13 protein-coding genes and 1 other annotated feature are annotated in these 23,098 nt (G+C 32.7%); of the genes, 2 read left to right on the top strand and 11 right to left on the bottom strand.

Annotation, left to right across the window (positions count from 1 at the left end; genetic code table 11):
* Positions 1–10: 10 nt before the first annotated feature.
* The 5 genes from trpS to N3C_RS08730 form a co-directional block, all read right to left on the bottom strand.
* A complete protein-coding gene (gene trpS, locus N3C_RS08750) occupies positions 11–1,015 on the bottom strand; it encodes a tryptophan--tRNA ligase (protein ID WP_074365653.1) in 1,005 nt (334 codons plus the stop codon).
* A gap of 47 nt (positions 1,016–1,062) precedes the next feature.
* Positions 1,063–1,287: a binding site (T-box leader), on the bottom strand.
* Between the two features lie 62 nt (positions 1,288–1,349).
* Positions 1,350–1,724, bottom strand: coding sequence for a desulfoferrodoxin (locus N3C_RS08745; RefSeq protein ID WP_074365652.1), 375 nt, complete (start codon positions 1,722–1,724; stop codon positions 1,350–1,352).
* 126 nt (positions 1,725–1,850) lie between these two features.
* The gene (locus N3C_RS08740) at positions 1,851–10,655 is read right to left on the bottom strand and encodes a glycoside hydrolase family 94 protein (RefSeq protein WP_074365651.1); all 8,805 of its coding nucleotides are present in this window, start codon (positions 10,653–10,655) and stop codon (positions 1,851–1,853) included.
* A gap of 123 nt (positions 10,656–10,778) precedes the next feature.
* Positions 10,779–12,074, bottom strand: a complete 1,296-nt coding sequence (gene lysA / locus N3C_RS08735) for a diaminopimelate decarboxylase (RefSeq protein ID WP_074365650.1) — start codon at positions 12,072–12,074, stop codon at positions 10,779–10,781.
* 250 nt (positions 12,075–12,324) lie between these two features.
* Entirely contained in the window at positions 12,325–13,620 is a 1,296-nt protein-coding gene (locus tag N3C_RS08730) for a M18 family aminopeptidase (RefSeq protein ID WP_074365649.1), read from the bottom strand.
* Positions 13,621–13,718: 98 nt separating this feature from the next.
* Here N3C_RS08730 and N3C_RS08725 point away from each other — a divergent pair, with 98 nt between their 5' ends.
* A complete protein-coding gene (locus N3C_RS08725) occupies positions 13,719–14,903 on the top strand; it encodes a cation diffusion facilitator family transporter (protein ID WP_074365648.1) in 1,185 nt (394 codons plus the stop codon).
* A gap of 20 nt (positions 14,904–14,923) precedes the next feature.
* Here the strand turns inward: N3C_RS08725 and N3C_RS08720 are convergent, their stop codons facing one another.
* From N3C_RS08720 to lepB, 4 genes are all read right to left on the bottom strand, one after another.
* Positions 14,924–15,319, bottom strand: a complete 396-nt coding sequence (locus N3C_RS08720; RefSeq protein ID WP_074365647.1) for a secondary thiamine-phosphate synthase enzyme YjbQ — start codon at positions 15,317–15,319, stop codon at positions 14,924–14,926.
* Between the two features lie 171 nt (positions 15,320–15,490).
* On the bottom strand, positions 15,491–16,471 hold the full coding sequence (locus tag N3C_RS08715) for a type I phosphomannose isomerase catalytic subunit (protein ID WP_074365646.1): 981 nt from the start codon (positions 16,469–16,471) through the stop codon (positions 15,491–15,493).
* Positions 16,472–16,825: 354 nt separating this feature from the next.
* A complete protein-coding gene (locus N3C_RS08710) occupies positions 16,826–19,006 on the bottom strand; it encodes a HelD family protein (protein ID WP_083604489.1) in 2,181 nt (726 codons plus the stop codon).
* A 21-nt stretch (positions 19,007–19,027) separates the two neighbouring features.
* Positions 19,028–19,561, bottom strand: a complete 534-nt coding sequence (gene lepB / locus N3C_RS08705) for a signal peptidase I (RefSeq protein ID WP_074365677.1) — start codon at positions 19,559–19,561, stop codon at positions 19,028–19,030.
* Positions 19,562–19,785: 224 nt separating this feature from the next.
* Between lepB and rpe the strand changes: the two genes are divergently transcribed.
* Positions 19,786–20,454 carry a ribulose-phosphate 3-epimerase gene (gene rpe, locus N3C_RS08700; protein ID WP_074365644.1) on the top strand — a complete coding sequence of 223 codons (669 nt, stop codon included), beginning with the start codon at positions 19,786–19,788 and terminating at the stop codon, positions 20,452–20,454.
* A gap of 83 nt (positions 20,455–20,537) precedes the next feature.
* Here the strand turns inward: rpe and N3C_RS08695 are convergent, their stop codons facing one another.
* Together N3C_RS08695 and N3C_RS08690 are read right to left on the bottom strand one after the other, a co-directional pair.
* A complete protein-coding gene (locus tag N3C_RS08695) occupies positions 20,538–21,911 on the bottom strand; it encodes a diguanylate cyclase (RefSeq protein WP_074365643.1) in 1,374 nt (457 codons plus the stop codon).
* Positions 21,912–21,949: 38 nt separating this feature from the next.
* A partial coding sequence (locus N3C_RS08690; protein WP_143312635.1) for a sensor histidine kinase occupies positions 21,950–23,098 on the bottom strand: 1,149 nt, incomplete at its 5' end.

The following is a 23,098-nucleotide window of genomic DNA, read 5'->3' as shown; positions in this document are numbered from 1 at the left end:
TTTTGGCTTTCTATCTAGCTGGAGGTATAAAGCCAATTTTTCTTTGCATCTTTCTGAGGGTTTTAATAGACATATGATATGCTTTTTCCGCTCCTGCCTTATATATATTTTCAAGGTAAGTCTTGTCTGCCAAGATCTCTCTTACTCTATTTTGAATAGGTTCTAACTCAGCCACTATAGCCTCCGCTACATCCTTTTTAAACTCTGCGTAACCCTTGCCTGTATATTTCTTTTCTATTTCCTCTGGAGTTACCCCTGTTAAAGATATCAAAATATTCATAAGGTTTTTAACTCCTGGCTGATCATCACTATATCTAACTTCACCTATGCTATCTGTTACTGCACGGTTTATTTTCTTTCTAATTACCTCTGGAGGATCCATAATTAGAATATAACCATTTGGATTTTCTTCTGATTTAGACATCTTTTTGTTAGGATTCTGAAGATCCATAATCTTTTGCCCTGTGCTTGCTATATAAGGCTCTGGAATTGTAAAAGTAGGACTATATAAATTATTAAATCTATTAGCTATATCTCTAGCTAACTCAATATGCTGCTTTTGATCCTTTCCTACTGGTACCAAGTCTGCATTATATAATAGAATATCCGCTGCCATTAATACTGGATAATTTAGCAAACCAGCACTTATGCTATCTCCATATCTTTGAGACTTATCCTTAAACTGTGTCATTCTGCTTAGCTCACCCATGTAAGTAAAGCAGTTTAAAAGCCAAGCTGCTTCACAATGAGTTGGCACATGAGATTGTATAAATAAAGTATTTTTTTCCGGATCTAAGCCAGAAGCAATATAAATAGCTAATACCTCCAAGGTTCTTTGTCTTAACTCTTTAGGATCCTGCTTTACAGTTATAGCGTGTAAATCTACAACACAATATAGACATTCATAATCATCCTGTAACTTGACCCAATTTTTAATAGCTCCAATATAATTTCCAAGAGTTAGAGATCCTGATGGCTGTATTCCACTAAATATTATTTTTTTTCTTTCGTCCACTTAAATCCCTCCTGTATTTTATTAAGAATAAAAGCCCTATGGAAAATCCATAGGGCGAATTATCGCGGTACCACCTAATTCAAGAAGTTAAACTTCTCCTCTTTCGGAATAGAAATTCCACACTCTGTAACGGGAGCACCGTATGAGACTACTTAAAGTTCATCTTAAATCTCAGAGACCCATTCGATTTATACATAACTATCACTTTCCACCAACCGTGACTCTCTTTAAGTCTGTTTATAAATCTACTTGCTTCTCTTCACCGATTTTAGAAATATACTCTTTATAAAAATATTATAACTTTATGTTCTTTCTGTCAATAGATAGAAGGGGATTAAGCTTTCCAAAGTCCATGTAAATTGCAGTATTCTCTAACAGTTCTAACTTCTTCATCAATTTGGAAGAATGCCTCTGGTTTATCAGCAGGTGTTAAGTCCTTTCTATAAGTCTTAGTATCTGTGATAACTTCTATCCACATGATGTAATGTTCTTCAGTCATTGGATGTTCAACAGAACCAACAGTAACCTTAACTCCACCATCAACCTTTTCAACTACAGGAATATGCTTTTCTGTAGCTGCATCCACTGTATTTTCTTTTAAAGCCTTCATAGGCTGATCACAGCAATATAATGGTCCATCACCATTATTAATTACCTCTATAATATTTTTACATACCTCACATTTATATATTTCATGTTTTGCTGACATATAATAACCTCCTTATATTATAGATAATTATTTTTTGTAGATATCTTTTATTATATTTTACCTCAATAGGACAATCTTTGTAAATACCTTTATTAATATTTACAAAAAACTATATTAATATACTTCTTAAATCATAACTAAAACTTGATGCTCCCCTTCATCTAACCATGGAATAATAGTATCTGGAAGTTTTTTACCATCCAAGCTAACATATTTATCTTCAGCCCTCTTTACTTTTATATAGTATTTACAATTTTCTCTTGTAAATTCAATACTATACTCTTCCCAACTATAGGGTATGGCTGGCTCTACTACAAAGCCTTTTTGACCCTTTAATTTTAAACCTAGGATAGCCTCTATTCCCACCCTATACATCCAGCCAGAAGCTCCAGTATACCAGCTCCAACCGCCTCTTCCATAATGAGGTTCTCTGTTATATACATCTGCGCACATTACATAGGGTTCCACCTTGTACTGTTCACATTCTAAAGTAGTTTCTGAGTGGTTTATTGGATTAATCATATTAAAATAGGTCCAAGCTTTATCTCCATTTCCTTGTAGAGCTTCAGCTAATATGAACCAAACCGCCGCATGGGTATATTGGGCACCATTTTCCCTAACTCCAGGTACATAGCCCTTTATATAACCAGGCTCTAAAGAAGAATTATTAAAAGCTGGAGTTAAGAGCAAGATCATACCCTTATCCTCTTTTACTAAATACTTTTCCGCAGAAGACATTGCCTGTTTTACCCTATTAGGATCACCGGCACCGCTAATAATAGACCAAGACTGAGCAATGGAGTCTATTTGACATTCATCATTTTCAATAGATCCTAAAGGAGTACCATCATCAAAATAAGCTCTTCTATACCAGCTACCATCCCAAGCATTTTCTTCTATATTTCTTCTAATAAACTCTGCTTGATTTTTGTATTCTTCGTATTTAGCTTCATCCTTTTTATACTTACATATTTCTTTAAAACTATGGAGAATGCTGTACAAGAACCATCCTAGCCATACACTTTCTCCTTTTCCTTCATTTCCTACGGTGCTCATTCCATCATTCCAATCACCGCTACCCATTAGTGGAATATTATGAGGTCCAAATTTCAAAGCTCTGTCTATGGCCTTTAGGCAATGTTCATATATGCTTCCTACCTTCGGACTATTTCTAGCTACTGTATATCTCTCGTCCTCACCTTCTCTTAAGGGTTCATCCTCCAGATATCCAGCGGTTTCATCTAGTATTGAATAATCACCAGTACTGCTAATATAATTAGCTGTTACATAAGGCAACCAAAGAAGGTCATCGGAAAATCTTGTTCTTATTCCACTATCTACAATAGGATGCCACCAATGCTGAACATCACCTTCCGTAAACTGTCTTTCAGCACTTCTTAATATTTGCTCTCTTGTAACCTTGCTGTCAATAATTCCTATGTTCATAGAGTCTTGAAGCTGATCCCTATAACCATAAGCGCCTCCAGACTGATAGAAAGCAGTTCTAGCCCAATACCTACAAGCTAATGTTTGGTACATAAGCCATCCATTTAGTAATAGATCCATAGATTTATCCGGTGTGTTCACCTTTATACGTCCTAGGAACTGCTGCCAGTAATTTAAGGTCTGCTCCAAACTATCAGCAGCTTGTTGAATATTACCAAAACTTTTTATACAACTTTCAATTTCCTCCAAGCTTTCATATTGGCCTAAAATTACAATAAAGCTTTTTTCCTCACCAGGACCTAGATCTGTTTTAATATTTTTGCAAAGGCAAGGATCTATTCCAGCTCCACTTATATTGGAAAGTTGTTCCTTTCTCATTGCTTCAGGAGAGAAAATACTTTTTCCTCTACCAATGAATTCTTTTCTTGAACCAGTAAAGCTTTCTTCTTTGCCTCCAGAAATATGAAGAAAAGCTTTGAATTTTCCAAAATGCTCACTGTAAGAATTTTCACCATAAATATACTTATGCTCTTGATCAATAGTAGTGCTTATATATTGGGCCGTATTTTCAGGCACTACACCTAAAACTAATTGAGCATAATAGGTAAGAGATAATTTCCTTTTCCTTCCGCTAACGTTATTCAATGTTACAATTATTATTTTGCACCTTTCATTCATAGGAGTATACATGGTTTCAATACCTTCAATGCCGTAGGCTTCATGTATAAATTTAGAGTAACCAAAACCATGCTCTATAATATACCTACCATTATCCCTTATTGGCTTTGGAGTTATGCTCCAATAATCTCCGCTTTCTTCATCTCTTATAAATAGAGCTTCTCCTGGTCTATCTGTTATAGCATCGTTAGACCAAGGTGTAATTTTATTTTCTCTACTATTCTCACTCCATGTGTAAGCAGAGCCACTTTCAGAAACATGGAATCCGAATTTGTCATTTGAAATTACATTTATCCAAGGTGCTGGTGTACTTTTAAATTCATCAAGAATTATAACATAAGCATTGTTTTCCTTATTAAAGCCTCCATAGCCATTAAAGTAGTATAGATCTTCAGGATCATAATATTTTTTCATAATTTTTCTGTTAAGACTTGTGATTTCCCTACTAAATTCTACTGAATAAGCTTGCTTCAACTTCCACTTAAATTTACCTATACTATCTTTACTTAAGTCTTTTTTATCTTTATTTCCGTATTCATTTTTTCTTATAGGCTTATTTTCTGCAGCCCTGCCTCTCATATAGCTAACTGCTTCTTTGTCTAGCTCATTATCGTCCAGATTCTGAATTTTTATCAAATTAACCTTAGTATCCCAACCGTCATTAATTTGTTGAGATAAACTTCCCTTTTCAGAATCTATAACTAATCTGGCTATTGCCATAAGGAATTCTATAGTAGCATCATCCATGGTAGCCCTGTTATGGACAAAAACTCCCCCTTTGTTCTTTGAACTACCTTTTGTCAGTGCCAATAAGTCTCTTACTGCATGTTGCAAAGGCTGTGAATAGGAGACTTCCTCAAGATTTAGTATTACTAAATCTACCTTCAGTCCTTTCATTGCCCAGTATTCATGAGCACTAATAAGCTGCCTTACAAAATCCAAATCATTTTCATGCCTTATTATCAGTAAAACTATTGGTAAGTCACCAGAAATACCAAAGGGCCATAAATCCTTTTGATGCTTCTTAATGTTTCTAATATAGTCCTGTCTCTGTATTAATTGCTCGTTTATAAACAATATTCTAGAAGCCATTATTTGATATAAGTTAGCCTGAGTGGACTTAATGCCCATATACTTCATTTGTACTTGACTCTCAGTCCAAGCTAGCTCAAAGGCCCTGTTAATATTAGGGAATTCTCTATACTTCTTTGCTAAAGCTATAACCTCTTCTTTTGAATCTGCCACCGCTATGGTGTAGGCTATCTTACAACTTTCACCACTATTTAGCACCACTCTCCTTCTCATACTAATTATTGGATCTAAAACAGCTCCTACCGTATTATGCAATGGTGCATCCTTATCCATAGCTATAGGATTATAAAGGGTTCTGCCTCTACCTATGAAGTTTAGTCTACTGGTTTCATATTGTACATTTCCTACCGCTTCTCCCTGCAAGGCAATAGTCTGCATCATCCACGGTTGCTTTTGCCCCTTTGCTCTCGGTCTCCTATTAGCTAAAATACATCCATTAGAATCATCGTATTCTGTACTTATAAACAAATTACTAAAGGTAGGATGAACCACATCTGCATTATATGGAGCTAAGGTAACCTCACAATAGGAAGTAATCTCCAAGGTCACTTGATCATTGCTATGATTAGTCAAAGTCACTTTTCTTATTTCTGCATTATCTTCAACGCTTACAGTTATTTCTGTATGAGTAGCAATCTGGTCATCCTTTCTCTTAAACTCAACCTTATCCATGGAGAAAATAACATTATATTCTTCTCCCTCACTTTTGCATGGTTGATAAGTGGTACTCCAGTACTGACCATTATTAAGATTCTTTACGAAGATAAACATACCATTACTATCATCGGTAGCATCTTCCCTCCAACGATATACAGTCATTTCATCTCTTTTACCATAACCACTACCACTGTTGGTTATCATAGTGCTGTAACTTCCATTAGATAGTATGTGAGTTTCAGGACTTTCTGTAAGAGCAGTATTATAGGACCTTACAAAAAGACTAGGTTTAGTCTTAGTTCCTTCATAAGTATTGAAGCTTAGCTTTCTATCATAAACTACAGTCTTAGGCATCTTTTCTTGAAGTAGTAACTCAGTAGCTTTAACTTCTGGTATACTATGAAATCTTCTAACTAGCACATCCTCTCTTAATACATTATTTAAAGCCATTAAGCTCATGCCTTGATGGTGAACCATGTAATTTCTTACCACCATTTTACTTTTGCCCTTAGGTAATCTATCCCTTGTAAAATCTATAGCTTCATAAAGTCCATATCTGCCTTCCAAACCTTCCTTTATTAATCTTCTAATGTTATTTAAACTACCCTTTAAATCTTTTTGCAAAGTAATTACGCTTGCATAAGGAGCTACTACCAGTTCATTTGAAAGACCTCTTTTTAATCCTACCCCTGGTACACCAAAAGCTTTATATTGATAATTCATAGCCTTGTCAAAGTAATAAAAGGCAGATTCCGATATTCCCCAAGGTACATTTCTTTCCTTGCAATATTTCTTTTGACTTTCTATAACAGCCCTATAGGTTTCATCTAAAATAGTATCTGGATAGCTTCTCATAATAAGTAGCGGCATAAAATATTCAAACATAGTACCACTCCAAGAAACCAAGCCTTTATATTTACCCATTACCGTTATAGAACGTCCTAATTTAAACCAATGTTTTTGTTCTATATCCCCTTTAGCTATTGATATAAAACTTGCACAACGGGCCTCGGAGGCTAGCAAATCATAGTAGCTATTATTTAAGGTATCCTTTTCTACATCATAGCCAATGGAAAACAGTTGTCTTTTTTTATCATAGAGCACTTTAAAATCTGTAGCTTTAACAAAGTTATATAATCTACCTATAATATTTTTAGTCTTTAAACATTGGTCATATATTTCCTTTCTACTATTAGCTATTAGCTCCAATATGGCTTCTTTCTTTCCCCCTGTATCCTTACTTAAAGCTTGGATTTTTTCATATATATTATTTAAATAATCATTCATTTTACTAAAAGGAACTGAGATTAGAATAGCTTCTAATTCATGAAGCTCATTAATTTCCATCAATTCCTCTGATTTTAAGATGTCTACCCAAGGAGCATACCTTTGAATTTCTCCTAAGTATTTGCTACAGCTACTTTTAAGTTTAGCATTCCAATACAGTCCTTTATCATTGGTTTTCTTTTCAATATCTATAACTTTACTCCACAATTTCATTAAAAAGCTCTTCCAACTGCTAATATTCATATCAATCTTTTCAAGATCCTTCAAAATATCTTCGTAAGGATTTTTTATAGATGTCTTTTCATTTATTTCTGTAGAAGCTAACCTTATAGTATCTTCTATGCCAAATTTATAATTATCCTTTAATAATGGTTCGTTTATATAATCCTCAAGGGCTTTAGCTGCCAGCCATAAATATGCCACCATATTACCGCTATCTACTGAGGATACATATCTTGGATAAAGTGGCTCTTTACTTTTAGTGTCATACCAATTATATAAATGCCCCTTAAATTTATCTAAACTTTCAATAGCAGTTAAAGTTTTATCGATTCTTTCAATAGTATCACTTAAAGTTATATACCCTAGATCATGAGCACAAAGATTGCTAGTAATGCCCATACCAATATTTGTAGGTGATGTTCTATGAGCCACCCCATTAGGAGGATTTTCTTGATAATTATCCGGCGGTAGCCAATTGTTCTCTTTATTAACAAAATCCTCAAAATAAGCCCAAGTTTCTCTACTTAATCTTCTCAATAACCTTTCATCTTCTTTATTATAGTTATAAACTTCCTTACTATATTCTTGGCTAATATAGTAAGCAATATAAGGACTTACAAACCAAAGAATAGTAGATGGAAGCATGATTAAGCCCCAGGAAGGGGAGTTAAAAAAAGCCAATACTAATATAAGCACAGCTAAAGTACTTCCAACCCACATGCCTTTTATATAGGACTTTAAAGTCTTGCCGCTTTGTGCTTCTGCATCGGCAGCTGTTTGCCATTCTAAAAGATTTTTTTTACTTATATATAAGCGGTATAGGGTTCTAAATATAGCATCACACATTAAGTATGCCATATAAGGCAGGAAACAAAAAAGCATAAAGACTTGCTCTACAGCCATTAGACTGTTTTTTAGTTTTCCTGTTAAGCTTATGCTTTTGCTAGGAAGCATAACCACTTCTGAAACGTCAAAAAATACAGGGCACATTATGGAGAGGAAAGCTATAATTATCCAAGGTCCATAATTAGGTAACACAGTGAAAGCTAAAATTATAAGCAAAATTATAGATGGACTTAAAAGACTTCTTCTTAAGTTATCTAATATTTTCCAAATAGATAATTTATTCAAAGGACTCCTTTTAGTAATCCAAGGAATCAACTGCCAATCTCCTCGAACCCATCTATGTAGCCTCTTACAACTAGCATTATAGTATGCTGGATATCCGTCTACCAATTCTATGTCTGTAACTAATGCAGTCCTTACGTAGCTACCTTCTAGTAAGTCATGGCTAAGCACTGTATTTTCTGGAATTTCATCCTTCAAAACTGCTTCAAATACATCTATATCATAAATCCCCTTTCCAGTGAAAATACCTTCTTTAAAGAGATCCTGATATACATCAGATACGGCAGTGGTATATATGTCTATACCGGTTTCTCCAGAGAATATTCTTGAAAAAGGTGTCTTATTAGCATTAACATTACCAACACTAACTCTTGGCTGCATAATTCCATATCCTCTAAGAACCTTCTTCTTTCCCTTATCAACCTTTGCTCTGTTCAGCACATGGGTCATGGCTCCAATCATTCGTTTTGCAGCCTCTCTAGGCAAAACAGTATCACTATCTAAGGTTATTATATATTTAACCCTTTGTAGTCTACTGATATCCCCGCTAATTACATTATATGTGGTATTTTTATCCCCCCTTAATAAAGCATTAAACTCCATAAGTTTTCCTCTTTTTCTCTCCCAACCCATCCAACAACCTTGTTTTTCGTTATATAGCCTACGTCTACATAAGAAATAAAACTTATCTACTCCATCTTTACCATACTTTTTATTTAACTCCCTAACTCTTTTTAAAGCAGCATTTATAATATGAGAATCTTTTTCTTCCTGCTCTTTATCACTATCACAAAAATCTCCTAGCAAAGCAAAATATAAATTATCTTCTGAATTGGATAGATAATATATTTCTAAATCCTCTAGTAATTCTAGAGCCCTTTTTTCACTATTTATTAAAGTTGGAATTGCCACTACTGTAGCACATTCCTCTGGTATACCATCTTCCAATGCCATTTTAGGAATAAAGCTAGGTCTGGTTAAAGAGTTTATACTCCAATTTAATATGGATATAACAATTTCACTGGCAGGAATAAGCACTGCTATTGCAGCAACTATATATCTCCATAAGTCCCTATTTAAATCTCTGTATAAACTTGTAGATATAGCAACTACTTCAATTAATGCAATTCCTAAGATAACTACTAATAAGTAGAATAATAAAGGTTTACTTTTTATCCCATCTGTAATTGCATCTGTCAAAGACCGCTTATAATCTATTTTTTTCTTTAAATATTTAATACCATCATCAATTAAATAGTATCCTACATGAGCTTGGTAGTCCTCTCCCCCTCTTTCCTTTGCTTCCTTGGCGCATTCTATCACCTTTTTGGCTACAAAGGCTTCTCCTACCTTAGCCTTTCTAGCTATTAATTCCAAACTATGTCTATAACTATCTCGTGACTCAAAATCCATATTTGAATAAACTTCTGCAGGGTCATTTTTTAAAATTTGCTCTACGTAGCTAAGCCTTTCAAAGGAATCCTTCCAACTTATTCCTGATAAAGCTCTAATAGAAGAAATACTATTCCCTAAAGAAATCTGATAGTTAGCTTGCTTTCTATGCTCTCTGTTAATAGTTTTTTCTATGCTGGATTGATTAGCTTCTAAGTTTTCATTAAGCCATTTATATACCTCATCACTATCTACACCGTTATCCCTAATAACCTTTATAATTCTTTCAACAAAATGGGATGAAAATGTAAATTGTGTGTTTTTTAACACTTCTATCTCCTGACTAAGTTTTTTTTCTGCAAAGGCATTAATGATTCTGTCTGCCACGAGTTCTCCTTTTCTTTTTTCTTTTATTGCATAAACTATCTTTTCTACTATGTGACTTATATTTTGAATCAAGGCAATTCTAAGCATTATAGGCAAGGCCCATAGTTCTCCACTGGTTAATATAGTATTCCTTTGGTAGGCTTTTATAAAGCTTTCTACTCTTTCTTCATCTATCATTCCATCAGTATGAGATATTATTTCTACTGCTATGTGATAAACTCTCGGGTATCCTTTCATAATGCCTTTGCTAATCACTGGTAAGTTCTTATAATAGCTTTCTGGCATACTATATTTAACGTCCTTATATTCTTTTTGAATTAAATATAAATTATCGAGAAGCCATTCTGCTGCAGGTACCATGTCCTGTTTATGATCAAGTTCTTTCTCAATAAACTCATAAGCCGTTATAATAGCTTCAAAACTCTTATCAAGGCTTTTTATTAATTTTCTTTTTGAATTTATCCGTTTTGTCTCAGAAAAGTGTGTAGATATTTGAACAGCATGCCTCTCTAATTCCTCACTGTTAACATATATATTAGGAAAATCTTCCATGATATTTTCATCTTTATCTTCTTCATTAAAAAATAGGTAAATAATTAGTGCTAAGGCAAGTGTAATAACTGCTAAATATACATATATCATACCTTTCTCCCTTTCTTGGTCATAATTTTCCTTTCACTTTGATTATTATTGCCCAAGAAATAGAAAATTATTAGGAATAAAAAGGGATGTTTTATTTCCATCCCTTATAGAAATAAAACATCCCTAAATTAACTCATTCTTTATTAGATCTTCATAGCTTTCTCTTTTATAGACCAATCTAGATTTTCCTTCTGACACCATTACTACTGCAGCCTTAGGAATCTTATTATAGTTACTTGCCATGGAGAAACCATAAGCTCCAGTAGTTAGTATTGCTAGTAAATCTCCAGATTTTGCAACAGGTAAAGTAGCATCCTTTATAAGGATATCTCCGGACTCACAGCACTTTCCAGCAATAGTTACCACTTCTGTTTCCCTATCTTCAACTCTATTAGCTAATAGGCAATCGTATTTAGCACCATATAGAGCTGGTCTAATATTATCTGTCATTCCTCCATCTACAGATATATATTTTCTTACACCAGGTATTTCCTTTATTGATCCAACGGTATACAAGGTAATACCTGCATTTGCTACAATAGATCTTCCTGGTTCAATAGTAAGCATTGGAGCTTCAATGCTAAGATCCTTGCACTTTCTATCATAAGCATCTATAATAGCACCGCAGAACTCTTCTAATTCAAGAGGTTTATCTGCTTCGGTGTAATATATACCAATACCGCCACCTAGGTCTAATTCTTTAAGCATATATCCTGTCTCATCATAAATATTTTGCATTAGTGATAACATCACATCTACTGCATCCTTATAAGGTTGTGTATCAAATATTTGAGAACCTATATGGCAATGGAAACCTGCTAATTCGATATTTTCTGCCTTCATAACTTCTTTAACTACATTTAGTACATTATCATTTAATAGAGTAAAACCAAACTTTGAATCTATCTGTCCTGTCTTAATGTAGTCATGAGTATGAGCCTCAATACCTGGAGTAACTCTAAGCAATACCTTTTGCTTTGTATTATATTTTTCTGCAGCTTTATTTATATGCTCAATTTCAGAAAAACCATCAACTACAAATCTACCTACTCCTAATTTTACTCCCATATCGATCTCATCTAGAGTTTTGTTATTGCCATGATAATATATCTTTTCCATTGGAAAGCCACTCTTATATGCAGTATAGAGTTCTCCTCCAGAAACTACATCTAGACACAAACCTTCCTCTTTAACAATATTACACATAGCCATTGTTAGAAAAGCTTTTCCTGCATAAGCTACTCTATTATTTCTACTCTCACCGCAAAAGGCTTTCATATATCTTCTACAGATATCTCTGATAAGATCTTCATCATATACATATAAAGGCGTTCCATATTCCTTGGCAAGATCAGAACATTTTATACCGCCTATGGTAAGTTCATTGTCTACAATTTTCATATTACCAAATAACTTCATTTTACATTCCCCCATCCTCGTTTTTAAGCATAAATACAAGATTTAACATAGTAAACAATAGAATTTCTGCCCCCTTAGATAAAATATAAATATTCACAGACACACTACTAATATATTATCCTTAGCAACAGTGCTATGTTCATTTATCTAAATTTTGACATATTAACAAAAATACAGCAAAGAAGCGCCTTTGCTGTATCTTAACACATTTATATTAACATAAACCCTTCATATTCTGCAACAGTTTTTTTCATTTTTTGTAAAACTCTAAGAAGGCCCTAATTACATATCCTTGGTCATCTACTCCTCCCAATTCTCTAACGGAATGCATAGCTAGTATAGGTGTTCCTATATCCACTGATCTTATTGGTAAATGAGTTGATGATATAGGACCTATAGTTGAACCTCCTCTTTCATCAGAACGGTTAACAAATTTCTGTACAGGAACACCAGCCCTTTTACATATCATTTCAAAAACTCCTGTTGTAACACTGTCAGAGGTATACTTTTGAGCTGCACTGATTTTAATTACTGGTCCTCCATTAATTACAGCCCTATTTAGCGGATCATATTTCTCTGATAAAATAGGATGAACAGCATGAGCTAGATCTGCAGATATCATAAAGGAATTAGCATAGGCTCTAAACAATTCCTCTCTTCCTTTTCCTAAGCCTATTACAATTCTTTCTAGTAAATGTACCAGTATTTCTGAATCCGCCCCCTGTCTTGTAGCACTTCCTATTTCTTCATTATCAAAGAAGGCTACCACTTTAGTGCTTTCACCTTTAGGGCTATGGATTAAAGCCTCTAAACCTGCATGAACCATAGCTAAATTATCCAATCGGCTAGAAGATATTAGTTCATCCTCTGCTCCAATTATTGAACCATTTTCATATTCGTATAAAAACAAATCATAATCTAGTATATCTTCATCTTTAACATCAATTTCCTTAGCTAACAATTTTCTTAGAAAACCTTCTTCTGCTTTATCTCTTGATACCGTAAGTAAAGGTAGGGTATGCCTTTGTGGATTTAATTCTACTCCTTCGTTTACTCTACGATTAAAATGTATAGCTAAATTAGGAATAACTAGTAAAGGCTTTTTTATATTAACAAAGTATTTCTTTGGTAAAAATCCATCGCTATTTACCGTAACTCTTCCAGCTATAGAGAGAGGTCTGTCCATCCAAGTGTTAAGAATAGGACCTCCATAAACTTCTGTGTTTAAGCTTATATACTTACCTTCTGTTATAATTTCAGCCTTCGGCTTTATTTTAAATCCCGGTGAGTCTGTATGAGCACTTATTATTTTAAAACCAGTTTCCTCAATTTCTCCTTCTCCAACTACAAAAGCAAAAATAGCGGAATCATTTACCTTGAGATAATATTTTCCCCCCTTAGTTAGGTTCCATTTATCACTATCCTTTAATTCTATAAAATTATTATTTTTTAATCTGCCTTCTGTAGTTAATACTGCATGATAAGGCGTAGGACTTTCATTTATAAATTCCAGTAGCTCTTTAGCATATTCCTCATTAGTTTTCATATGAGCACCTCCACAACATTTTCAAAATATATAATATAACTTTTATGATATACTAATATTATATAATTAAACAATAGCTAATAAAAGGATGTGAGTAGATGTTAACTAAATTATTGATAAAGACCTTTATTAAAAACAGTGATAATATAAAAAATGATAAAGTAAGATCACATTACGGAGCATTAGCTGGAATAGTTGGTATTGTTGCCAACATAATTCTTTTTATTATAAAGCTCCTAGTAGGCCTTTTTACTAAAAGTATAGCGGTAACGGCAGATGCCTTTAACAATTTTACAGATAGTGCCTCCTCCCTAATTACCATTATAGGTTTTAAACTTTCCAAAGCGCCAGCAGACGAAGAACATCCCTTCGGCCATGGTAGAATTGAGTATATTTCTGCATTACTGGTTTCCTTTATGGTAATGTTTGTAGGTATTCAATTTATTAAATCCTCCTTTAATAGAATTATAAATCCGCAAGAAGTGGTATTTGAAACTGTTCCTTTTGTTTTAATGCTTTTATCCATATTAATTAAAATCTGGCTATCTAGCTTTAATAAAACTATTGGAAATAAAATAAATTCCTCCGCACTAAAGGCTTCTTCCTTTGATGCCTTAGGAGATGTAGTTACCTCCAGTGTTGTGGCCTTTTCCCTCTTGCTATCTTTGTGGACATCCTTTCCTCTAGATGGTTATATTGGAATAGTAGTAGCCTTATTAATCCTATATAATGGATATAAGTTAGTTAAAGAAACTTTAAATCCCTTACTTGGAGAAGCTCCAGATCCGCAGTTAGCTTCAGCTATAAAAGATAACCTTATGTCTTATGAATATATAAGTGGAGTTCATGATTTAATAATTCACAATTACGGCCCCGGTAAATGCATAGCTTCTATACACGCTGAAGTACCATCCGATATTAACATAGTAAAAATACATAACATTATAGACGAAGCAGAGAGGGAAATATCTGAAAAATTAAATATAGTATTGGTAATTCATATGGATCCTATTAATGTTAACGATGAAGAAGTAAATAAAACAAAAAATCAAATTGAGGAGGCCATACATAGCCTACCAAATATTAAATCCATACACGACTTGAGAATTGTAGGTGAAGGAGAAGTTAAAAACATAATATTTGACGTAGTGATAGCTACCAATGGTAAACTCACCCATAAAGATGAGGCTAAATTAAAGGAAGATATTAATAAAAAGGTTCAAGAACTACATCCTAAATACAATTGCATTATTACAGTGGACAGAGATTTTTCTGAATGGTAAAAATAAGCGGCTTAGGCCGCTTATTCTGATTTTATGGTCTTTATATAAATTTTTCTGTTTCTTGGACCATCAAATTCACAGAAAAATATTCCCTGCCAAGTTCCAAGCTTCAACTTTCCCTGCTCAATTATTACCGTAACTGAAGAACCAACTAATGAAGCCTTAATATGGGCATGGGAATTACCTTCTAAATGTCTATGTTCTATTTTTCCAGGAAAAACTTTATTTATATCAGATAAAAAATCAAAGCACACATCAGGATCTGTATTTTCATTTATTGTAATTCCTGCTGTGGTATGAGGCACAAAAACTACAACAATACCATCCATAACCCCGCTCTTTGCAACGGCTTCCCTTACTATATTTGTTATATCAATAAACTCCATAGGTTTATTGCTTTTCACTTTGTATTCCATATATATCCCTCATTCTATCTTTTCCAAATAGCTTCTATTATGTATTTTATTACTTTTAATAACTAAATTCGCATGTATATTTTAACATATTTTATTCTATGGAAAAAGTACTTAATGAATAGTTGATGCTCTTACTCCTTATTCATTAAGTACTTTTTATTAGAACTTATCTTATCCTTTAATAACTTGAAGTATCTCATTTTCAACCTTTTCTAAATCTGGCACATAACTTTTCAATAGTACCATATTTCCCTTAAAGGAGTATTCACCCAAAGCTGCAGGAATCAATACACTTTCTCCTCTTTTAATACTCTCAAAACCATCTTTATAGCTTAACGTTCCATAACCTTCCACGCAAGTAAAGATATAGAATCTTTCTAGATCGCTACTTTCAGTAAATTCTTTACTTACCTCATACTTTTCAAGAGAAAATTCCTTTGCTAAGCATAGATATGTTTTGCTATAACCTTCTCTTTCTACCTTTAACCCTTCCCTTTTATTTCCTCTTAAATTAAAATCTACTACATCAAGGGCCTTATCTACATGAAGTTCTCTACCTCTGTTATAGTCATATACTCTGTAAGTAGTATTGGAATTTTGCTGAATTTCTGCTATGATAGCCCCTTCACATATAGCGTGCATTAATCCACTTTTTATGAAGTAAGTATCTCCCTTTTTAATTTTCACCTTATTCATATACTGCTCTAAGTTTCCCTCTTCTATAGCCTTTTTAAATTGCTCCCTTGTACAGCCACTCTTTACTCCTACTATAAGTTCTGCTCCTTCTTTAGCATCAACTACATACCAAGCTTCCGTTTTACCAGAGTCCTTTTCAACCCTATATCCATACTCATCATCAGGATGCACCTGTATAGATAACTTATCATTGGAATTTATAAGTTTTAAAAGCAATGGAAATCTATCTTTATCTATTTTAGTTCCTACTACTTCATTTCCCTTTTCTTCTATAAGCTTATCTAGGGGCATATCTTTATAACTTCCATTGGCAATAATGCTGGTACCATCCTCATGACAGGCAACATCCCAACTCTCTCCTATATTTCCAGCAGGCATATCATCCTTATAGGCTTCTAATTGACGGCCACCCCAAATTTTTTCAAAATAAATACTATAAAATTTTAACGGATACATATACATACACCTCTTATTCTACTTATTTATACTGATATTCACTATCTAAACTTATTGTTATATAGATGAAAACTTAACTACTAACTTTTCTTCTTATGTATTTTACAACTCTTTATATTATAATATAACCTTACTATAAATCAAATCTATTTAAATCTTCAACATTATTTTACACTCTTTTATAATAAGAAACTAATTTTTAAAAAAAGATGTTGAATTTAAATTTTAATTATAGTAAAATTTAATTTAAATAAGGAGCAATTCATTTTATGAGAACTTCTTATACTTAAAATAAAAATTAATCCCCAACAACAAAAACACGGTTTAAGCCCCCCTTAAACCGTGTTTTTGCATTTAAACTTTTCTAAGTACCGTTAAATTATGAAGTGCTCTAGTACTCATAACATATTTAATATTTTCATCATTACTATTATCTTCACTGCTATCCTCTAATATTATTACTGCATCAAACTCTAAACCTTTTGCGTAATAAGAAGGCATCATAACTGTGCCGCCACTAAATATTTGATACTCATCTTCCACTACTTTAATATTAAGATTATTTCTAAGTGTAGCACCTATCTTGTCAATAGTTTTCATATCCTTAGCAATTAAAGCTATACTTTCATAATCCTTTTCTTTAAATTCTTGAAGTTTTTTCTCTACTATAGCTTCTAATTCACTATTATCATTAAAGTTTATTACATCCACCTTTTCTCCCTCTCTAACTAGAGGAACAACCTTATTTTCTTTAAGATAGCTATTGGCAAATTCCATAATTTCTTTAGTAGATCTATAGCTCTTTTCTAGTGAAAAATCCTCCACATCAAAATCTTTATATATATGACTCAATTCCGTCATAGCTATATTACCCTTGTAAGGTACTAATCTTTGATTAACATCTCCTACTATAGTCATAGATGAACATTTTGTAAGCTCTTTAATAACCATAAATTGAAGAGCATTATAGTCTTGAGCTTCATCTATTACAACATGTCTAATATCTTCTTTTATTAGATTTCCTTTCAATTTTAAACTCAAATATAACAAGGGTGCTAAATCATCGTAAATAAATTTCTTTCCACTATTAATTTCATTATAAACCTCTACTATAGAAGGATTATCTATCCATTTCATAGCAGCCTTTGTATCTAATGACGCTCTTAAAACCTCTCTTATTTTGCTTCTCCTCATAAAATCTATTTGACTACCATTAATATTTAGCTGTTCTGGTGACATAGAGTTTAATAATTTTTTATAGTAACTTTGAATTTCTCTAATCATATTGTCTCTAATATCTTTAATTTTGCTAAATATAATTCTTTTAATCTTTTTACTTCTTCTAAATAGAGGCATATTTTTATAATGAATCCTAAATAGTTCCTCTATTTCTTTTGAATCTATTACCAACTTATCTAAAAGATAAACATCTTGAATTTTATAATATTGCTCTTCCAACTCATTGATCTTATTATCTAGTTCCTTCACATACTCTGCAGAATTTTTATATGTTATTTCCTTTATAAAGTCATCATCCTGTTGCATTACTTTTTCCATATAATCTTTAAAGGATAGAAGATCACTGTCTTCCATATTTAAAATTTCCAGTGCATAATCCTTAAAGGTTCTTTGCTTAACGCCTACTTCTCCAAGACTTGGAAGCACCATAGAAATATACTCCATAAATATACTGTTAGGTCCTAGTATAAGAACTTTATCCTGTAATATATCCCTATAGTTATATAATAAATAGGCCACTCTATGTAAAGCTATTGTGGTTTTACCACTTCCCGCCACACCATTTACTACTACAGTTTTAGTTCTTGGTTGTCTTATGATATTATCCTGTTCCTCCTGTATAGTCATGATTATATCCTTTAGCTTCTTAGAGGAATTCTCACTTAATACCATCTGTAGAATATCGTCTTTTACTTCCACTGCACTGTCAAACATACCGGTTAGCTTACCACGCTTTATAATAAATTGACGCTTAAGTTTAACATCTGCCTCTATTTCTCCCATTGGTGCCCTATAGGTAGTTTTCCCTAACTTTCCACTATAAAAAAGAGCTGCCACCGGTGCTCTCCAGTCTACCACTAAAGGTTCATAGCTTCCCTCTGGAGTCATACCAAACCTTCCTACATATATAGTTTCCTTATCTTCACTATCCTCTTCAGTAAAGTCTACTCTTCCAAAGTAAGGTGAATTCTCTAAAATTAATAGTTCCTTTAGCCTTCTATCTATTACTTTAAAAGTCTCTTCCTTAACGAATCTTTCATGATCAAAATACTCTGCTACCTTATCTTCATCATCCCTATACTCATCAAGCAAATTCTTTCTATAATCTAATATATACTGAGTAAATTCCTTTCTTTTTGATATATAATTAAGAATTTCTGACTTTATAACTTCCTTAGAATATTCTAGTCTTTCTTCTTCATAAGCTCTTTCATAGGCTTCCTGCAAACTTTCACTTATAGCCTCTTCCTTTTCCTTATGAATATCATTTTCCTTCACAGTAATACCCCCATTCATTGTTAAAAGTAAATAGACCAATTATTTTATTATCCCAAACTTTTTTAAAGGAAATATTCTTATAAAAGGCTTACCTTCTATATCATCCCTACTTATGTACGGTTCTTCCCAAGAACGAGCATCCCTTGACTCAGCTCTATTATCCCCTAAGAAAAGATAATGATCCTCTGGCACTTTGAAAGCTCTTGCAGGACCACCGGGATTTTTTACATATTCTTCTTCAAGCCTAACTCCTTCTATGTACACTTGACCATCACTTCTTATTTCTACCGTTTCTCCAGGAAGACCAATTACACGCTTAATCAATCTTTTCTGCAACTCTTCAGAATAAAAAACTAATATATCTCCTCTTTGTATTTTTTCTTTATTAAAAACTTTTGTAGCAAAACACTGATCCCCTATTTGTAAAGTTGGGTACATGGAGCCCGAAGGTATATATATTTTATATATGACAAATCTATTAAGTATGTAGGCTAAAATAAGTGCTACTACCACTGGTATTACAAAATCAGAAATAAAGCTACCTTTATTTTTTATCTTTTTACTATCATTCACATCATAAGTCAATTCAACACACCTTCCTACTTATAAATATCAATAGTATTAAAGAAACTTTTTTTTGTCCATAATCCATTGGTTTATTATTTTCCTATATGCTTTTATTATATACCATTCTTAAGGATACCTTTAATTATAAATTAAAATCTTGTATTATAAAAGCATAATATACTATAATCTTAATTGAAATACAGTACACTATTAACTTGGAGGAATTTAAAATGATTAAACTAGCACCATCCATTTTATCTGCAGACTTTGCATATTTAGGAGATCAATTAAAAGTACTAGAAAAAGCTAAGGTTGATTTATTACACATAGATGTTATGGACGGAAACTTTGTACCTAACATTTCTATAGGCTTGCCCGTAATAAAATCTATAAAAAAATATAGCAGTATTCCTTTCGATGTTCACTTAATGATTGAGAAACCTTCTCGCTACATCGAAGACTTTGTAAAAGCTGGAGCAGACTACATAACAGTGCACCAAGAAAGCGAAATACACATAGATAGATTAATAGATCAGATCAAAAGCTACCAAGTTAAAGCAGGTATAGCAATTAATCCTGCCACTCCAATCTCATCACTGGAACATATACTTTCAAAAGTAGATCTCGTCCTAGTAATGAGCGTTAATCCAGGTTTCGGAGGCCAAAGTTTAATTGAGTATACATTAAGCAAAATAGCCTTATTAAAAAAGATTAAAGAAGAACATAATTATACATACGAAATCAGTGTTGACGGCGGAGTTACTGTTTATAACTGCCAAAGGGTAGCTTCCTACGGTGCAGATATATTAGTATCCGGTTCTGCTATATTTAAAAACAACACTATTGAAGAAAACGTAAAAGAATTTAGACAACAACTAGAAAAGAATAATTTTCAATAACTTTTATATAAAATAGTCTGTGCAACCTCCTTTGGATTATTATAATATATCCTTCTTGAAGTTTGCACAGACTATTTTCACTTTTAATTTGTAAGATTTTTTATAACCACTTGATTACGTCCATTCCTTTTAGCTTCATATAAAGCCTGATCTGCTATTTGGTTTAGTTGCTCTAGATTGCTTATGCTATCATGTATTAACGCTACACCAACACTCATTGTTACTTTTACAGAAATATCATCATAGACAAAGTTTTTTTCTTCCACTGCTCTTCTTAAGCCTCCTGTAATAGCTACTAAAGAATCTTCTTCAATCTGTGGCATTATTAAAATAAACTCCTCTCCTCCATATCTTCCTATGATATCCTTATTTCTAATATTCCTTTTGCAACGACTACATAACTCTTTTAATACTTCATCGCCAAAACTGTGACCATATGTATCATTAATAGATTTAAAATGGTCTATATCCATCATAACTAAAGCAATTTTTTCATTACTAGCTTTACATTTATCAAATTCATATTGAGCTAATTCAAAGAAATGTCTCCTATTATAAAGTCCTGTTAATCCATCAACATCTGCTAATTCTCTCAAGCCAGAGAATAATCTAGCATTTTCAAAGGCTATTCCTGTTTGAGCTGCTATGTTTATAGCTATTTTTTCTACGTAGTCTGTATAAATGTTTTTATCCTTATTTCTTAAAATTATTATTCCTTTAGTCTTATTATTATAAACTATTGGAATTACAAGTTTTACCTTACCATTAGCACTTTCCAAAAACATAGGTTTTTTATTTAAAACAACCGATTCATAAATTTTGATTTCATTTATACCGGACACTTTTCTATTATACCTAGCTATTTTACCATCACTTTTCAAAGCGGAGATATACACCCCACCTTTATTTTCAACCACAACCACTGCTTTCTCAAAAGGAATAAGCTTATTAAGATTAACAACCACTTTATCCGCCAACTCTTGAACATCTAAACTGCTAGTAAGCTCCTGAGTAAACTCATTAAGTTTTTCTGCCATTACTCTTGTAATCCATTCATTTTCCAATCGCCTAGCGTTAATTTTAGAAAACTCCATGGAAGATTTTAACTTTATCAAAGTCTCAACTCTAACAATTAACTCGTTTTTTTCAAAAGGCTTGGATATAAAATCATTTGCTCCACATTTTAAAGCACTATCTATATCCTTGGGATCGTCCTTAGCCGTAAGCATGAGAATAGGAATTTCTGTTGCACTATACTTTTCTCTTACTTTCTTACATACATCAAATCCAGAAATTATAGGCATCATTATATCCAAGATTATTAAATCTACCGGTTGATTTTCATTAAATATTATATTTAATGCTTCCTCTCCATTCCGAGCTTTAATTACTGCATATCCCTTCATGGTTAACTGATTATCTAATACTTGAAGATTAATAGCTTCATCGTCAACCACTAATATTTTAAAACTATTTTCAAAGTCAATTGTTCTTTCTACTTCAGTAAGCTCATAATTAAGGTCTTGTTTTTTTCTTTTCTTCCTTCAGCTTTAATCTTAATAACTTGGTTATTTGAATTTCCTTTAAATATTGGAAGAGTAAAATAGAACTCACTCCCCTTACCTAAAGTAGACCTTACATAAATTTCACCACCGTGAAGTTCTACTAAAGACTTAGTAATACTTAAACCTAATCCGGTACCACCATATTTTCTTTCAATAGTGCCATCTATTTGTTCAAAAGATTTAAAGATATCCTCTAATTTTTCCTCAGGTATACCTATGCCTTCATCGCACACTGATATTTCAATAAAGTTACCTTTTTTCCTTGAAGAAATAGTAATTTTACCTTTATCTGTGAACTTTGCAGCGTTATCAATTAAATTAATTAATATTTGCTCTATACGACTTTCATCACCGTAAACCAAGGCTTCCTCTGTTTTTATTTCATTAATGAAAACAATATTATCATTTGTATTAGCTGCTTTTATAAATTCAATAACTACATCCACCATAGATTTTATATCTACAGCTCTTTTATTAAGAGTTATATCCTTATTTTTTAATCGTGAAAAATCTAAAATATCTTTAACTAAATTTGATAACCTTTTTGCGCTAGCTACCACTAAGGATAAATTATATTTTTGCTGTCCATTTAATTCTCCTACTGCTCCATCTAACATAGATTCTAAGATACCAATAATTCCATTTAGAGGTGTTCTCAACTCATGAGAGGTATTAGCTAGAAACTCATCCTTTAGATTGTTTAGATTAATAAGTTTTTCGGAAAACTTTTCTACCATATTGTAGTCACTGGATAATTTTTTAGCCAATACTATAGCCTGTAAAAACACAAAGACTACCATGCCTATGTATACTAAATTTTGTGTTTCTATAATTTGTGAAGCATACATTACGTCATTGAAAACTGCCAGAAAAAATATACCCCCACCAGTGAGACAATATATGGCTCCCGTTTTACCTCTTTTTACTGCTAGTATAATTCCATAAGTAAGTACTAAAATCATAGCAATCAAAATTATTTGAAAAATGTGCATTGGTGTTAGTATATTAGTGTAGACACAAAAATCCGAACACCTTAAAATATAAAAAGGGAAGGAAGTGTCTACAATGGCAAAAGGGCA

The organism is Clostridium sp. N3C, from assembly GCF_900095445.1.
Classification (GTDB): domain Bacteria; phylum Bacillota; class Clostridia; order Clostridiales; family Clostridiaceae; genus Clostridium_AU.
Note: the sequence above shows the minus strand (reverse complement) of the source record. Positions and strands in the feature narration are given on the sequence as shown.

Excerpts from the sequence above, each read along its gene's own strand:
- N3C_RS08745 (WP_074365652.1), bottom strand. The coding sequence starts at position 1,724 with ATGTCAGCAAAACATGAAATATATAAATGTGAGGTATGTAAAAATATT.
- N3C_RS08740 (WP_074365651.1), bottom strand. The coding sequence starts at position 10,655 with ATGATATATGTATATTTAGCAGTTATTACACTTGCCTTAGCACTAATT.
- lysA (WP_074365650.1), bottom strand. The coding sequence starts at position 12,074 with ATGAAGTTATTTGGTAATATGAAAATTGTAGACAATGAACTTACCATA.
- N3C_RS08730 (WP_074365649.1), bottom strand. The coding sequence starts at position 13,620 with ATGAAAACTAATGAGGAATATGCTAAAGAGCTACTGGAATTTATAAAT.
- N3C_RS08725 (WP_074365648.1), top strand. The coding sequence starts at position 13,719 with ATGTTAACTAAATTATTGATAAAGACCTTTATTAAAAACAGTGATAAT.
- N3C_RS08720 (WP_074365647.1), bottom strand. The coding sequence starts at position 15,319 with ATGGAATACAAAGTGAAAAGCAATAAACCTATGGAGTTTATTGATATA.
- N3C_RS08715 (WP_074365646.1), bottom strand. The coding sequence starts at position 16,471 with ATGTATCCGTTAAAATTTTATAGTATTTATTTTGAAAAAATTTGGGGT.
- N3C_RS08710 (WP_083604489.1), bottom strand. The coding sequence starts at position 19,006 with ATGAATGGGGGTATTACTGTGAAGGAAAATGATATTCATAAGGAAAAG.
- rpe (WP_074365644.1), top strand. The coding sequence starts at position 19,786 with ATGATTAAACTAGCACCATCCATTTTATCTGCAGACTTTGCATATTTA.